Origin of the sequence: Natronoarchaeum sp. GCM10025703 (assembly GCF_042661985.1) — an archaeon.
Lineage (GTDB): Archaea > Halobacteriota > Halobacteria > Halobacteriales > Natronoarchaeaceae > Natranaeroarchaeum.
Genome location: NZ_JBHSZF010000001.1, coordinates 1,473,104 through 1,486,325, shown reverse-complemented (window position 1 = coordinate 1,486,325; position 13,222 = coordinate 1,473,104). Strand labels below are relative to the sequence as shown.

General features: G+C 62.0%; 17 protein-coding genes and 3 pseudogenes. 5 read left to right on the top strand and 15 right to left on the bottom strand.

The features are described from left to right. Positions 1-69 precede the first annotated feature (69 nt). From ACFQH2_RS08375 to ACFQH2_RS08350, 6 genes and pseudogenes are all read right to left on the bottom strand, one after another. A complete protein-coding gene (locus tag ACFQH2_RS08375) occupies positions 70-726 on the bottom strand; it encodes a lactate utilization protein (protein ID WP_377052642.1) in 657 nt (218 codons plus the stop codon). A gap of 198 nt (positions 727-924) precedes the next feature. Next, positions 925-1,182: a glutaredoxin family protein gene (locus tag ACFQH2_RS08370; protein WP_377052640.1), complete on the bottom strand. Its 258-nt coding sequence runs from the start codon at positions 1,180-1,182 to the stop codon at positions 925-927. A gap of 39 nt (positions 1,183-1,221) precedes the next feature. Then, positions 1,222-1,641 (bottom strand): universal stress protein, encoded by a 420-nt coding sequence (locus ACFQH2_RS08365; protein WP_377052638.1) that lies wholly within the window; start codon positions 1,639-1,641, stop codon positions 1,222-1,224. Positions 1,642-1,951: 310 nt separating this feature from the next. Further along, positions 1,952-2,125 (bottom strand): hypothetical protein, encoded by a 174-nt coding sequence (locus ACFQH2_RS08360; protein ID WP_377077023.1) that lies wholly within the window; start codon positions 2,123-2,125, stop codon positions 1,952-1,954. 45 nt (positions 2,126-2,170) lie between these two features. Continuing rightward, positions 2,171-2,527, bottom strand: a pseudogene (locus tag ACFQH2_RS08355) (zinc ribbon domain-containing protein); the annotation flags it as partial. Between the two features lie 114 nt (positions 2,528-2,641). Beyond that, the gene (locus ACFQH2_RS08350; protein ID WP_377076634.1) at positions 2,642-2,815 is read right to left on the bottom strand and encodes a hypothetical protein; all 174 of its coding nucleotides are present in this window, start codon (positions 2,813-2,815) and stop codon (positions 2,642-2,644) included. Between the two features lie 218 nt (positions 2,816-3,033). On the opposite strand from ACFQH2_RS08350, the gene ACFQH2_RS08345 reads away from it, so the two are divergent. The 5 genes and pseudogenes from ACFQH2_RS08345 to ACFQH2_RS08325 all read left to right on the top strand — a co-directional run bounded on the left by ACFQH2_RS08345 (position 3,034) and on the right by ACFQH2_RS08325 (position 7,362). Further along, on the top strand, positions 3,034-4,860 hold the full coding sequence (locus ACFQH2_RS08345; RefSeq protein ID WP_377076633.1) for an N-6 DNA methylase: 1,827 nt from the start codon (positions 3,034-3,036) through the stop codon (positions 4,858-4,860). A gap of 62 nt (positions 4,861-4,922) precedes the next feature. After that, positions 4,923-5,644, top strand: a pseudogene (locus ACFQH2_RS08340) (TFIIB-type zinc ribbon-containing protein). Positions 5,645-5,819: 175 nt separating this feature from the next. After that, a complete protein-coding gene (locus ACFQH2_RS08335) occupies positions 5,820-6,479 on the top strand; it encodes a helix-turn-helix domain-containing protein (protein WP_377052630.1) in 660 nt (219 codons plus the stop codon). 83 nt (positions 6,480-6,562) lie between these two features. Further along, positions 6,563-6,916, top strand: coding sequence for a DUF7344 domain-containing protein (locus ACFQH2_RS08330; protein ID WP_377052628.1), 354 nt, complete (start codon positions 6,563-6,565; stop codon positions 6,914-6,916). Between the two features lie 224 nt (positions 6,917-7,140). Beyond that, a complete protein-coding gene (locus ACFQH2_RS08325; RefSeq protein WP_377052626.1) occupies positions 7,141-7,362 on the top strand; it encodes a hypothetical protein in 222 nt (73 codons plus the stop codon). 18 nt (positions 7,363-7,380) lie between these two features. Here the strand turns inward: ACFQH2_RS08325 and ACFQH2_RS08320 are convergent, their stop codons facing one another. The 9 genes and pseudogenes from ACFQH2_RS08320 to ACFQH2_RS08280 form a co-directional block, all read right to left on the bottom strand. After that, positions 7,381-8,274, bottom strand: a complete 894-nt coding sequence (locus ACFQH2_RS08320; protein ID WP_377052624.1) for a bifunctional methylenetetrahydrofolate dehydrogenase/methenyltetrahydrofolate cyclohydrolase — start codon at positions 8,272-8,274, stop codon at positions 7,381-7,383. A gap of 105 nt (positions 8,275-8,379) precedes the next feature. Beyond that, positions 8,380-9,072 carry an HAD family hydrolase gene (locus ACFQH2_RS08315; RefSeq protein WP_377052622.1) on the bottom strand — a complete coding sequence of 231 codons (693 nt, stop codon included), beginning with the start codon at positions 9,070-9,072 and terminating at the stop codon, positions 8,380-8,382. 105 nt (positions 9,073-9,177) lie between these two features. Next, a pseudogene (gene rpl12p, locus ACFQH2_RS08310) lies at positions 9,178-9,527 on the bottom strand (50S ribosomal protein P1). A 6-nt stretch (positions 9,528-9,533) separates the two neighbouring features. Continuing rightward, a complete protein-coding gene (locus ACFQH2_RS08305) occupies positions 9,534-10,589 on the bottom strand; it encodes a 50S ribosomal protein L10 (RefSeq protein ID WP_377052618.1) in 1,056 nt (351 codons plus the stop codon). A gap of 1 nt (position 10,590) precedes the next feature. Continuing rightward, a complete protein-coding gene (locus ACFQH2_RS08300; protein ID WP_377052616.1) occupies positions 10,591-11,229 on the bottom strand; it encodes a 50S ribosomal protein L1 in 639 nt (212 codons plus the stop codon). 229 nt (positions 11,230-11,458) lie between these two features. Beyond that, complete coding sequence (locus tag ACFQH2_RS08295) at positions 11,459-11,911, bottom strand: thiol-disulfide oxidoreductase DCC family protein (protein WP_377052614.1); 453 nt, start codon at positions 11,909-11,911, stop codon at positions 11,459-11,461. 60 nt (positions 11,912-11,971) lie between these two features. After that, the gene (locus ACFQH2_RS08290) at positions 11,972-12,448 is read right to left on the bottom strand and encodes a 50S ribosomal protein L11 (protein WP_377052612.1); all 477 of its coding nucleotides are present in this window, start codon (positions 12,446-12,448) and stop codon (positions 11,972-11,974) included. 112 nt (positions 12,449-12,560) lie between these two features. Then, positions 12,561-12,863: a divalent-cation tolerance protein CutA gene (cutA, locus tag ACFQH2_RS08285; protein WP_377052610.1), complete on the bottom strand. Its 303-nt coding sequence runs from the start codon at positions 12,861-12,863 to the stop codon at positions 12,561-12,563. Between the two features lie 42 nt (positions 12,864-12,905). Beyond that, positions 12,906-13,097, bottom strand: a complete 192-nt coding sequence (locus ACFQH2_RS08280) for an HEWD family protein (protein WP_377052608.1) — start codon at positions 13,095-13,097, stop codon at positions 12,906-12,908. Between the last annotated feature and the right edge of the window lie 125 nt (positions 13,098-13,222).

Genomic DNA, 13,222 nt, shown 5'->3' with positions numbered 1-13,222 from the left:
GACAACCGAAAACGACATGCCTCGTGGTCAGCAGTTACGAGGCTCGTTGCACCGTACGATTCTGCCCGACTAGTAGCCGAGTTGTTCGCGGATGAGCACGACGGACGTGCGCCCTTCGTCGAGTTCCTGTCGGAAGATGAGCTGTTTGGCAACGGCAGAGTCGACGCCATAGGCCTCCTTGGCGCGCTCGTTTTCGAGGGGATAGGCGACTGATTCGAGTCGATCGAGCGCGTCGGAGAGCGTCGGAACGACCTTGTTCACGCCGCTGACGATAACGACGTTGCCGGCGGCGAACGGGTACGCACCGATGCGACTGCCCGAGCGATCAGCCGCGACGAGTTCGCCGGTCTGTGCGATACCGTTGATGCCGCCGAGGAAGTAATCAGCCGTCTGCGCGTCGCGGCGAGCGGCCTGTCGCTTTGCGTCGTCGTCGATGCTCCAGATTTCGTCGGCGAGGCTCTCCCAGTCGTGATCGCCCTCGTTGAGATACTCGGCGAATCCGATCTCCTCGAGCGTCGTCGAGTGTCCGTTCATCACGGAGGCTCCGGCGGGGATGAGCGACTGTACGTGTGCGAGCGCGTCCGCAGGCGAGTCGACGACGACGACATCGAAGCCGTTCGCCTCCAGGTTTTCGACTGTTTCTTCGATGGTCTCCTCGGTGGGAAGGTCGTCGAGCGATTCGTCGATCTCGGCATCGTCTACGTAGTCCGGTTTCTGTTGAGACATAGTTGAAATAGACGGTATGACAGCAATGATTCGTAGTCGGCGCTGGCGGATAAGTGCTCGCGGACACCGGTGTCCGGTAGTATCATCAGTGTTACTTCAGGCAGAAAGAGGCCTCGTGACGGCTCGGGGAGGGCAGCAGTAGATCCAGTCCCAACTACGAGTCATTGCCAGTCCCGGCAGAGAAGCGGCTCACTGCTGCTACGCGTACCGTTTCAGCTCCATCCGCGCTTTCGCGGGATCGACCCGATACTTGAATTTCGGCGTCCCGTCGACGAGAACGTAGGGAACGCGGTCGCTGTACTCCTCGTGGAGCTCGGGATCCTCGTCGACGTCCACGAGGTCGATCTCGATGTCGACGCCCTCCGAATCGGCGATCCGGCGGAGCGTGTCGACGGCCTCGTCACAGAGGTGACAGTCCTCACGCGTGTACACCGTGATCGGTAGCGGTTCGGCCATACAGATCCTATCCGGCGCAGACCAAGATACGTTGCGATCCTACCGGACGATAGTTACCGGAACGGGCGAGCGGCGGGCAACGGTCTCGGCAACACTCCCGAGCAGTACCCGGGAAACGCCCGAGCGCCCGCGGCTTCCGACGATGACGTGGTCGACATCGAACTCCTCGGTGGCGTCGATGATCCCCGATGCGGGCTTGCCGACGAGGATTTGGGTCACGAGTTCGCGGTCGTGGTTGTCCGCTATCTCGACGGCGTCATCGAGTATCCGCTCCGCGCGCTGTTCTTGGCCCTCTCGGATCGACTGGTAATCGACGTAGTGCTCGCCGTACATCCCGGAGAGGATGTCGATGACATGCACCGCGATCAGTTCGGCCTCCGGGTGCTCCTCGATGGCGTGTTCGAGCGCCGCTTCGGCCTGTTCGGATCCGTCGAGCGCGACGAGGACACGAGATGCCATAGATAAACTGACGGGCGGAGCTATCAAAAGCACCCTCCCAACGTAGTGCGCGGGTTCAAACAGGGGTTCGTCGAGTAGATACTGCGTATCGAAGCTAGTTCGGCGGAGCGGCCGCTCGCGATAGTTTGAAACAGGAAAGCGGCACTCGCGTAAAAAGCGCGAAGTGCCGCTTGCCGCCCTGAATTGGTCCCCGCTGACGCTTCGGCCCTCCAAAGCGAAGCGTCACCTAAACGAAACCGTTGGTGCCTCATAAATGTACCGACACGGTGTAATCGTTCGGCCATTGACCATCACAAATCCGCAACTACTCTCACATATGTTCCTCTTCGAGGGCCCACCCCAATGCTCGCTTGTAATGACTGAACAGTTTCCGGACCCCCTCGTGGCGCATTTCCTCGCTTTCGAGCTGTTCTTGCAGGTATTCGTACTGTTCGCGAATCTCGTCCTCGTCACGCATGTGGGTCCGTACCGTCGGTAGCGTCATGAAACCCGCGACGGGCTACATTCCCAGTCGGTGAACTACCGCGCCCTACTCAACCGTGGAAACGGTTTCCTTGAGGACGCGGCTTCCTGCTTCCACGACGCGACTTGCATCCACAGCAACGGAAGCATCGCCTCCGTCGGTAGACACAGCGGTCGCAGTCTCCACAGGCGTTGACGAGAGCGGAGCTCTCGTTCGCACATCAGAATCGCCGTGCGATTCTGAGGACGTTGATTCGGAGTGAACCACTCCTACTTCTTCCAATCCTCGGTGTAGAATATTCGCAGCTGCGTTGAAATCCCGGTCTGTTGTGTACCCATATGACGGACACGAGTGCTCACGCACCCACAACGGTTTCTCTGACTCTACACCGCACGATGCACACTCTTTCGTTGTCCCGGACGGGTGCTGTATCACCCCCTACTCACTGTGTTCGTTGAGGAAGACGACTTAGCACCCATACTGTTAAACCGCCGGTCTCCAAAGAGGCGATGAACCGGGCGGCGACGCCCCACAGAGCTACACGTGACAGATAGAACCCGACAGACCGCGACGGAGCGACTCCTCGACCGATTTGCGCGTGACGGCGACTGCTACCGACAGTATACTGACGGCGTCGAGGCGGCCCTCGACGACGATGGCGTCGTCACGGCGGCGTTCGCGGCGTGGCGGTCGTTCTTCAGACAGAGCCATGGCGACGCTTTTGCCGGACTTCCCGACGGCGTGACGATTGAAGCCGTGTTCGCGGACGCGCTTTACTACGACTTCCTGATCGAGCGACTACTCTCGCGTGCCGAGGGGGTGCTCGGCGTCGACGTGAGCAACCGGGAACCGGGCTCGAACACCGATGCGCTCGACGTCGACTTCGTCGCCGTCCACGATATGGTCGCTGCGATGGACTCGCCGAACAGGTGGACGAATCCATCGCCGCTGTCGAGGTTACGGTACTCGACGGCTCCGTGCTCCGGCGACTCTTCGAGTCTGTCGTCACCCAGCCCGTTCGACTCGCACTGGGCGAGTACTACACCCCGCGTGGCGTCGCGGACCTCGCCGTCGACGACCTCGCTATCGAGAACCTCGCCACGGAGACGTTTCTCGACCCGGGTTGTGGCTCCGGCGTCTTCCTATCGACGGTCGTCGAGCGAAAGCGCGCGGGCTACGCCGAGGCCGACGACGCACCGACGCCAGCCCAGCAGGTCGCCGAGATTACGAACTCGGTGTACGGCATCGACCTCAATCCTATCGCAGTCCGTAGTGCGCGGCTTGGGTATCTGCTCTCGCTCGCCCCTCTGCTCGACGACGCAGTCGACGCCGTCGAGTTGCCGGTCTTTCTGACCGACGCGCTCGGACTCACACGGGACGACGACCTCCGCTACGGTGGCGAGAGGTTCACGCCGACCGTCGACCACCTCGTCGGGAATCCGCCGTGGCTCACCTGGAGCGCGCTTCCCGACGATGTCAGGAAGGCGTGGCGCGAAGGGCCGGCCGACCGCCTCGACCTCGTGGTCCACCGCGGCGCGGACGCGAAACTCGGCCACGCCAACGACGATATCTCGGTCCCGTTCGTTCTCGCCTGTATGGACCGCTATCTCGATGGCGGTGATGCCGCGTTCGTCCTCAAGCGTGGCATCGTCAAAGGACCGGCCGGCCGTCGCCTTCGAGAACAGCGCCTGAACGGCGCGCCGGTCGCCGTCGACCACGTCCACGATTTTACTGACCTGCGCCCCTTCGGCGACGCACGCGCCGGCGCGGCAATCTACTCGCTCTCGGTGGGGTCGGAACCGACCGCGCCGGTCCCCGTCACGGCGTGGTCGCGGGACGGGATGCTGCCGGAGTTCGGAACCCTCGACCGACTTCGCGAGACGCTCGCGTGCGAGGAGACCGGCTTTGCCCCGGTCGACGAGGACGATCCGGCCTCCTCGTGGCTCCGGCGTGACGCCGAACGGCAAGCCCTCGGCGAGTGTTCCCACGAGATCCGCCACGGCGTCAAAGACGACGCGCGGGACGTCTTCGAACTCGATCCCGAGCGCGTCGACGACCTCGAACCCGACCGGGTCTTTCCCTATCTGAAGTCCCGACACGTCGTCAAGTTCGGGCTCTTCGGCCACGATTACCGACTCGTCCCGCTCGATAGTGCTGACGAGGACAACGAGGCGTGGCTCGAAGCCGAGTGCCCGCGGACCTACGCGTATCTCGACGCGAACCGCGAGGCGCTCGCGGCCCGCTCGTCGTCGTGGCTCGACAACGGCACTTTCTACAACGTCTTCGGCCTCGGCGAGTACACCTGGGCGGAGTACAAGGTGGTCTGGTGTCGACTCGGCTACAAACCCCACTTCGTCGTCGTCTCGACGGTCGAGGACGACCTGCTGGGCGAGCAGCCAATCGTGCCCGGCGACCACTGTATGTTCATCGGTACCGACGACGGATCGGAGGCGCATTTCCTCTGTGCGTTACTCAACTCCTCGATCTATCAGCGGACGCTCGACGACGTCTCCTCGGGCGGCAAATCGAGCCTCTCGAAGTCGGTCGTCTCGCGCCTCGAACTCCCGCGACTCGACGACGTCGACGCCCGGGCAGCGGATCGGCTGGCCGACCTCTCCCGCGCCGCTCACGGCATCGTCCCCGAGCATACCGACGTGAGCAAGCGAGCGTACAACCGAACGACCATCGACGATCTGGTGCCGATCCGCGCCGAAATAGACGCTCTCGTCGAGGAACTGCTCGCACGACGGGAGTGAGTCGGGCCGAACTGCCAACTGCGAGGGAGTGAGTATTTGACTCGCCACGCGCTAGACCGGGTATGGAGATACGCGGCGAGCGGGAGTGTACCGAGTGTGAGACCAGGTGGTCCTACTACGAGACGGGGACCATCTCGTGTCCGGCCTGTGGCAGCGTCAAAAGTGTCGGTATCGACGACGAACGCAAACAACATACGGCCGCACCGGCGACGCTAAATCTCACGTCGGTCCGGAACATGATCGACGAGGCCCCCGCGAGGATATCGCGTCGGCGGCAATCGACGAATGCCGGGAGTACGTGCTCAAACAGGGCTTTATCGACGCCGGGGAACTGCAGGCGCTCGAAGACGTCTATCTCGCTGCCCACGAACTCCGGCAGGTCGCGGACGTCTTCGCGCGTTCGTTCGATCCCACGGATGAGGAGGAACTGTACTACCTCTCTCTCCTTCGGGGTGCCGACCACGGGGAACGACCCGATCCCGAGAGCGTCCCCGACTCGATCCGCGAGGCGCGCGGACTGGGCTATGCCGACGCCATCGACGAGTATCGGAAAGACCTCAAGACCTACGCCGAGGACCTGAACCGGACCGACAACGAGGCCCTCTCGGCGCTCCAGTCGCTCTCCGAGCATATCAAGCGAGTCCGGGCCCTGCAGGGCGACGTCGACCCGAAGACGGCCGAACGGCTTGTCAAGGCGGCCCGCGCGCTCGGCGAATACCTGCGCTGGGACGACGAGGACGCGCTGGTCCGGTGTCAGGACCGACTGAAACGGCTCTCGACCTGATAACGTTACAAACGCGCTGGCGGAACTCCGAACTACGGTAGAGCGGCCTTGTTGAAATACTCAAGCAGTGACAGTTATCGACGGCCGTGCTGAATATAGCGCGCGTGTCTCGCAACGCTTCACCGTCAGGGTTGCATAGCGAGTATTCATAACACGTGACCCCGCTACTTCGGGTATGAGCATCGTTGCAGAGTTCACTATCGATGGCGATGAGTTTCTCCTCGGTAAAACGCTTGCCCGCGACCCGGTCGCCCACATTGAGATGGAGCGCGTCGTCCCGGCGGCCCGGCGGATAATGCCATACGTCTGGATACATGGAGACGAGCTTGACCAATTCGAGGCGTCGCTCCATGCCAGCGAGCAAGTGAAAGACCTCAAGCAGTTAGACCAGACAAACGGGAGCGCGCTGTATCGCATCGACTGGGAGGACGAGGCGGAAAGCCTTATTGACGGAATCGCTGAAACTGACGCGACTATCCTCGAAGCCCGTGGAAAAGAAGAGTGGTTCTTTCGAGTCCGGTTTGACTCCCCCGTGGAACTCACTGAGTTCAATAACTTCTGTCGACAACACGACATTTCGATCAAACTGGACCGTTTGCACACGTTGACAGATCCGAGAGCTACCCCGGAGTTCGAGTTAACGGACTCGCAACGAGAGACGCTCTTCCAGGCTGTCAGAGACGGGTATTTCGAGGTCCCTCGTCGAACGACACTCGGTGATGTCGGGGGCAAAATCGGCATCTCTGAACAGACCGCCTCGGAAAACCTTCGCCGAGGGGCTAACAAGGTGTTAAAACAGGTGGTATTGAATCCGTCCGAATCTGACCCATCGTGATGGGGTCTAGTCAGGTAGAGCCATTTATACCGACTTACATAACAGGCAAAGACTCAGTAGAGATTGCATCGAACTACTCTCTGATGACAACCGTAGACCGTGCGGCATGGAAGACGATCTATGCCGCCCTGGCCCATGAGGAGAGCCGGGAGTTGCTCCAATACCTCAAAGGCGTTCAAGTGGCACAAATCGAGGACGTGGCACAGCAGCTCCTCAAGCGGGGGTATGGCTCCACTGAGGAGAGATCCGACACGATGAGGGTCAGGCTTCACCACGTCCGTCTTCCGGAGCTGGCGGAAGCAGAACTTCTCACCTGGGATTCAGAACAGAATCAGGTTACACTGACTGCGGTAGGCTCACAGTTGCCAGCTGAGTTGCTCGCTCCGAATCTGGTATCATCGCCAGATGTAAGCAATAAAGAACCGGTAGTAGACTGAAACAACGGCACGGTATGCTGACCTGTGATATGTAGAGGAAAGTGTCGCTGGGGGCCGCCCTCTCACTGCAGGAACCTCCATGCTGAATCCACAGTCTTTCTTCAGTACGCGGTTTCTATCAGCTTCGGGGAGTTCAACAGAGCCAGTAGAACCGAACTCGGCCACGAACTGGGCCCGGTACAGCAAAAAGATAAGTCGATACATGACGAACTACTCTCACGACAATGGATCACCGGCAGAAGCTACTCCAAGCCTTCCGGATCGGGTTTGTAGCCCTCCTCGTTGGCGGGGTCGCGGTAGGCCTGTTCCGAGAGGGGCTAACTGTCGACGCTGCAGTTACAGGCCTCGGAATCGGTATCTCGACAGTCGTCCCGGTCACAATGATCGTTGCTGTGGTACTCTTGGTACTCGGTATCGCTGATAGATGGTCGGCGAGACAGGCGTGAGACGCTGATCGCGGAGTCTCAGGGCAACTCGACGTCGACGCCCTCCGAGAGACTCGCCGCTTTCGTCGTGTTGTACAACAACATCGCGATGGTCATCGGGCCGACGCCGCCCGGCACAGGCGTAATAGCGCTTGCCTTCTCCTTCGCGCTCTCGAAGTCGACGTCCCCGACGAGTTCGTAGCCTTTCTCGGTGTCGGCGTCGACGCGGTTGACGCCCACGTCGATCACGACGGTACCCTCCGAGAGCATCTCGCCGTCGACCAGTTCGGGGACGCCACAGGCCGCGACGACGATGTCCGCCGACTGGGTCTTCGCCACGAGATCATCGGTGCGGGAGTGACAGACCGTCACCGTCGCGTTGCCGCCCTCGGCCTTCTGGATCAGCAGGTTTGCAAGGGGCTTCCCGACGATGTTCGAGCGCCCGACGATGACCACGTCTTTCCCCTCTGTGTCGACATCCGCAGATGCGAGCAGTTTCTGGACGCCGTGGGGGGTACAGGGCTTGAATCGCGGGTAGCCCGCGACGAGTTTGCCCACGTTCTCGGGGTGGAAGCCGTCGACGTCTTTCGCGGGGTCGATCCGGTTGATCACTTCCCGCTCGTCGACGTGGTCGGGGACGGGCATCTGGACGAGGATGCCGTGGACCTCGGAGTCGTCGTTCAGGTCGTCGATGGTGTCGTACAGTTCCTCGGCGGGCGCGTCGGCGTCGATTTCGACGTGGATGCCGTTGATCCCGACTTCCTCGCAGGCGCGCTGTTTCATCGAGACGTAGGTGTCGCTTGCGCCGTCGTCGCTCATGAGCACAGTCGCCAGCCCCGGCGTGACGTCCGCGTCGGCGAGCGCATCGATGCTCTCGGAAAGCTCCGCCCGGATGTCGTCTGCGACTGCGTTCCCGTCGATGATCTCCGTCATTACGTAGGTGGGCGCTCGCCGTGGCCTTCAAACTCTCGGATTCGTGTGCATCTCCACCTGTATAGAGGGACAATTATGCATATACATGCATATCAGCGCCCGCAGTCACCTGGCGTCGTCCGATCCGTCGCGTAGCCACGGTAGCGATAGCACGTTTTCGACGGTTTCCACCTGATGGGTTGGCTTAACGGTCTCCGGATTCCCGTGGCCGACCCACACCGAATGGAGTCCGGCCGCGCTCGCCCCAGCAACGTCCGTGTCGAGCGAATCGCCGACGTGGACGGCCCGGTCGGGTGCGACGTCGAGCGACTGGAGCGCCCGCTCGAAGGCGTCGGGGGCAGGTTTCGGCGGCGTCTCGTGCCCGGCGACGACTATCCGCTCGACCCACCGCTCTAGCTCCACCGCGTCGCATTTCTCCTGCTGTGCATCGGGCGCGCCGTTCGTGACCACTGCAACCGGATACTGACGACTGGCTGCGGTCAGGACGCGCTCGACACCAGGGAGGAGTTCGACGTTCGACTGATCGCGCTCGTCGCTGAACGTCGCCGCGACCTCCCGGCCACGCTCCCGGTTGAAGCCGTTCCCGGCGGCGAGGGCGGCGAAACAGTCGGAACGCAGTTGGTCCATCGAATCACAGGTCTCCGCGAACTCGTCGTACCGGGCGTAGTACTCCTCGACGGCAAACAGCGGGTCGACCCCGAGACGCTCGAACGACGCGCGAAGCACCGCGCCAGGGGAGCGACGGTACTGAAGCAGGGTGTCGTCGAGGTCGAACGTGACCGCTTCGATCCGGTCCATACGAGACGGATGGTCTCGCCCAGCCTAATACGTACGGCTCCGGCGCGCGACAGCCGTCGCTGGCTGGCGTTACATCAAAAAAATCGGGAACTGGTCTCCGACGATTTAACCGAACAGCTCGCCGAGGCCCTCGCCATCGGCATCTTCGTCTTCGTCATCGTCTTCGTCGGTCGTGTCCGGAAGGTCTTCTTCGCCTTCCTCGGCCTCCTCGGCCTCGTCGGTCTCCTCGTCTTCGGCTTCCGCCGCGGCACCGCCTGCCGCTGCGCCCCTGCGGGGACGGCTGCGGCCTCGGCGACTGCCTCGTCGATATCGACATCTTCGAGAGCGGCGACCAGCGCTTTGACGCGGGACTCTTCCACGTCGACGCCAGCGGCCTCGAGGACGCCGTTAAGGTTTTCTTCGTTGATCTCTTCGCCCGTCTCGTTCAGGATGAGTGCTGCGTAAACGTATTCCATTGGTAGTTACCCAAACATGTTGCCGAGACCTTCCGCGGCGTCGCCGTCGTCGCCGTCGTCGTCGTCGTCATCGTCGTCGGCGTCTTCGGTGTCGTCTGCCTCGTCGGTCTCGTCCGCGGTTTCTTCGTCGCTCGATTCGTCAACTTCCTCGGAAGCGGCGGGGGCTTCGACGCCCTGGAGCTCCTCGGGAAGCGCCTCTTCGTCGTCGATCTGCGCGGCAAGCGTGCGGACCTGTGCGTCCGCCTTGCTCACGAGATCGCCCGCGAGGTCGGGGCTCTCGATAGACGCCTGGATACCCAGACTCTTGGCCTCGCCGGTCGCCTTCGCGATGAGCGTCGGCGCGGTGGACGAGGTCGGGTATTCGGCGTTGAGCGAGAGATTCCGTGCGCGAGCGGCCGCCGTCTGGACGTCCGTCCGGTACTCCTCGACGTCGATGTCGAGGTCTTCCGGTGCGAACATGACGCCCTCGGAAAAGACCGATCGCAGGTCGAGCCCGACTTCCTTGGGCTCGATACCGAGTTCGCTGAGGACGTTCGAGAGGTCCTGTGAGACTTCTCCGCCGGCCTCGAGGACGGTCGAGTCCTCGGTGACCTTGATCGAACCGTCCTGGATCCGCGCCGATGCGCCGACCGTCTGCAGGTCGCCGACGAACGGCCCCGGATCGACGCCGGTGTCACCCTCAGGGATGACGATGTCGTTCGGCGCGATTTCGCCAGCACCGATCGGTGCGGGCGTCTTGGACGCTTCGAGTTGCTGGTACAGTCCGAACGGGTTGTCGTTCGTCCCGATCAGGCCGACCTGGCCTTCGATATGCTCGGTAAGCTCTTCGATGCCCTCGTCGACCGCTTCGAGCGCTCGCGCGAGCAGCGTGTTGCGGCTGACGCGCAGTTCCGCGCTCCCGTGCAGGTCGCGGCGCATCTCCTGGAGCTGTCGCGAGGGGATCCCCGCGATGTTGACGACGCCGACGCTGTCGTAGCTCTCGATGACCTCGACAAGCGCGTCGACTTCGGCCTGCTTCCATTCGGGCAGGTTCTGCGTCTTGCGCTCCGCTTCGGCGCTCATCTCAGGCCACCTCCACGGCCGGACCCATCGTCGTTTTCACGAAGACGGTGTCCAGGTTGAGTGGACCTTTCTCGAGATCCGCGTGGAGACGGCGAAGGATCACGTCGATGTTGTCAGCGATCTCCTCCGCGCTCATGTCCTCGGCACCGACGCGCGTGTGGAATGTGCGTCGGTCGCCGCTACGGATCTGCACTGTGTTTTTCATCCGGTTGACGACTTCGACGACGTCGTCGTCGGGCGACAGCGGCTCGGGCATCTTACCGCGAGGCCCGAGGATCGTACCGAGATAGCGACCGACGTCCTGCATCTTGGATTCCTCCGCGATGAAAAAGTCGGTCTCCTCGGCGAGATCCTTCGCCGCGTCGTCGTCGTCTCCCAGATCTGCGAGGTCGTCACTGTCGAGAACTTCGTCAGCGGCGTCCTCTGCTCGAAGGCCTGTCTCGCCTTCGGCGATCACGACGATCCGTGTCTCCTGTCCAGTACCGCTGGGCAGGACCACGGACTCGTCGACTCGATTCGACGGTTCGTTAAGGTCAAGATCGCGCAGATTCACTGCAAGGTCCACCGTTTCGCGGAAATTCCGCGGAGGTGCATCCTCGAGTGCGCGCGATACTGCTTGCTCTAGTTCCTGATCTGCCATCGTTCACCTCCGTAGTACGCAGGGTATGCTCCTACGGGTCAGTGAAACAGGCGTAGCCTGTCTCACCCGTAACGAGTCCGATGCGACACTTAAAGTCGTCGTTACGGACGCGAGATTTTGGGGGTACGGCCCCGTTCGGGGGCCTGTGGCATGGCTTCGGGCACCATTCGGATCGACGTTCGAGGGCTGCTGATCCGGAACTGATCGCGAACTCCCACGACGAGCATCCTCAATCAAGAAACCGATCCGAGACGTCCTCGTCCGGGATCATGCACTGATCCTTTTTGCCGAACCAGCCGTACCGGTGTTCGGCGACGAAGTCGTATATCCGGTCCCGAACTCGCTTCGGTAGAATCGTCCCCACTGCGAGCAGCGACCACGGGAGGCCGAGGTGGCGCGCGGCGCGAATCGCGGCCGAGGACTTGCGGTAGTACTGACCGTCCTCGATCAGGACGACCGAATCGAGGTCGCCGTGTGGCGCGCCGACGGCATCCAGCAGCTCGTCCGCGCTGTCCCACTGGAGCGAAGCAAAGGAGAAGACGCCCTCGTCGTCGCGCTCGATGATGAACTGCACCGAGGCGTTACAGAGGTTACAGACCCCGTCGAACAGGAGGACCGGCCCCTCGAGATGCTCGGGGTCGACCGTACTGTCCGGGTCGTCGCGCGCTGCTGGTTCGGCCATACGTGCCCGTAGCTACCGGTCGAACACAGTAAAAGCGAGGGTGAGAAGCGATGGCGTCGATTACGCTTCGAACTGGTCGTCGTACTCGCCGGCGTCGATCCGCTCTTTGAAATCGCGCGGGTTCTCGCCTTCGATGGTGACACCGAGCGAGGTACAGGTGCCGACGACTTCCTTCGCGGCGTTCTTGAGGTCGTAGGACAGCAGATCTGCGTGTTTCTGATCGGCGATCTGTTTGACCTGATCGACCGAGAGGTCCGCGACGAAGTTCTCTTGAGGCTCACCGCTGCCAGTGTCGAAGCCGGCCTCGTCCTTGATCAGTTCGGCCGTCGGCGGGACACCGACTTCGACGGTAAACGAGCCGTCGTCCTCGAACTCGACGGTGACGGGGACTTCGGTGCCGTCGAACGCTTCCGTGCGGTCGTTGATTTCCTGTACAACTGCCTGCACGTCCACGGGGGTCGGGCCGAGCTCCGGTCCGAGCGGCGGGCCAGGATCAGCCTGGCCACCGGGGACGAGTACTTCGATAGTTCCAGCCATATGGTGTAGAACCGCCGCGCGATTTTTAAGGATTATCTTTCTGTCGTGGCCGTGCTACTATGTGACACCCTCACACAATCTGGCTCCCGATTTTACCGTGTCCGGCGGCCGATTACTCGACTGCACCCGCACGCCAGTCCGCGAACGCGTCGAGCATCCCTGCTTCGTCGAACCGCTCGATACAGGGGACATCGTAGGGGTGAAGCGCCTCAACGCGCTCGACGAGTCGGGGATACGCCTCCCCCGTCGTCTTCGCTAACAGGATCTGTTCGGCGTCGTCGTGCACCGCGCCGTCCCAGCGGTAGGTCGACTCGCAGTCGATGCGGTTCACACAGGCGGCGAGTCGCTCCGCGACCAGCGTTCGAGCGATATCGTCGGCCGCCTCGGGCGGCGCGGTGATGTACGCAGTGGGCATGGGTGTACGACGGGGACGAGAGCAGAAAAAGCTACGAGACCGTTATGCGTCGGTCCGCTCGATCGGCGTGAACGCGCCCGTGATGTCCCACTCGTGGATGCAGTGGGGATTGCCCACCTGTCGCTCGCCATCGGCACTGACGATCTCCCACGTGCCTTTTTCATCGCTCCAGGCTTCCTGTCGGCCGCAGAGTTCGCATTCACGGGAGCGCGGCTTTCGGATCCTTGTGGCCATACGTTGCGTAACGTGCCCCGGGGTAATAATTTATTTGCCGTAATTCGGGGCGGATGGTGCTAACACTACGCATGGCTCTCCCGGATCCCCTGACTGTTTGTAACGAAGCCGGGCAAAAAACTGGA

Excerpts from the sequence above, each read along its gene's own strand:
- ACFQH2_RS08335 (WP_377052630.1), top strand. The coding sequence starts at position 5,820 with ATGAGCATCGTTGCAGAGTTCACTATCGATGGCGATGAGTTTCTCCTC.
- ACFQH2_RS08280 (WP_377052608.1), bottom strand. The coding sequence starts at position 13,097 with ATGGCCACAAGGATCCGAAAGCCGCGCTCCCGTGAATGCGAACTCTGC.
- ACFQH2_RS08375 (WP_377052642.1), bottom strand. The coding sequence starts at position 726 with ATGTCTCAACAGAAACCGGACTACGTAGACGATGCCGAGATCGACGAA.
- ACFQH2_RS08360 (WP_377077023.1), bottom strand. The coding sequence starts at position 2,125 with ATGACGCTACCGACGGTACGGACCCACATGCGTGACGAGGACGAGATT.
- ACFQH2_RS08290 (WP_377052612.1), bottom strand. The coding sequence starts at position 12,448 with ATGGCTGGAACTATCGAAGTACTCGTCCCCGGTGGCCAGGCTGATCCT.
- ACFQH2_RS08330 (WP_377052628.1), top strand. The coding sequence starts at position 6,563 with ATGACAACCGTAGACCGTGCGGCATGGAAGACGATCTATGCCGCCCTG.
- ACFQH2_RS08295 (WP_377052614.1), bottom strand. The coding sequence starts at position 11,911 with ATGGCCGAACCAGCAGCGCGCGACGACCCGGACAGTACGGTCGACCCC.
- cutA (WP_377052610.1), bottom strand. The coding sequence starts at position 12,863 with ATGCCCACTGCGTACATCACCGCGCCGCCCGAGGCGGCCGACGATATC.
- ACFQH2_RS08315 (WP_377052622.1), bottom strand. The coding sequence starts at position 9,072 with ATGGACCGGATCGAAGCGGTCACGTTCGACCTCGACGACACCCTGCTT.
- ACFQH2_RS08365 (WP_377052638.1), bottom strand. The coding sequence starts at position 1,641 with ATGGCATCTCGTGTCCTCGTCGCGCTCGACGGATCCGAACAGGCCGAA.
- ACFQH2_RS08320 (WP_377052624.1), bottom strand. The coding sequence starts at position 8,274 with ATGACGGAGATCATCGACGGGAACGCAGTCGCAGACGACATCCGGGCG.
- ACFQH2_RS08370 (WP_377052640.1), bottom strand. The coding sequence starts at position 1,182 with ATGGCCGAACCGCTACCGATCACGGTGTACACGCGTGAGGACTGTCAC.
- ACFQH2_RS08305 (WP_377052618.1), bottom strand. The coding sequence starts at position 10,589 with ATGAGCGCCGAAGCGGAGCGCAAGACGCAGAACCTGCCCGAATGGAAG.
- ACFQH2_RS08350 (WP_377076634.1), bottom strand. The coding sequence starts at position 2,815 with ATGGCTCTGTCTGAAGAACGACCGCCACGCCGCGAACGCCGCCGTGAC.
- ACFQH2_RS08325 (WP_377052626.1), top strand. The coding sequence starts at position 7,141 with ATGGATCACCGGCAGAAGCTACTCCAAGCCTTCCGGATCGGGTTTGTA.
- ACFQH2_RS08300 (WP_377052616.1), bottom strand. The coding sequence starts at position 11,229 with ATGGCAGATCAGGAACTAGAGCAAGCAGTATCGCGCGCACTCGAGGAT.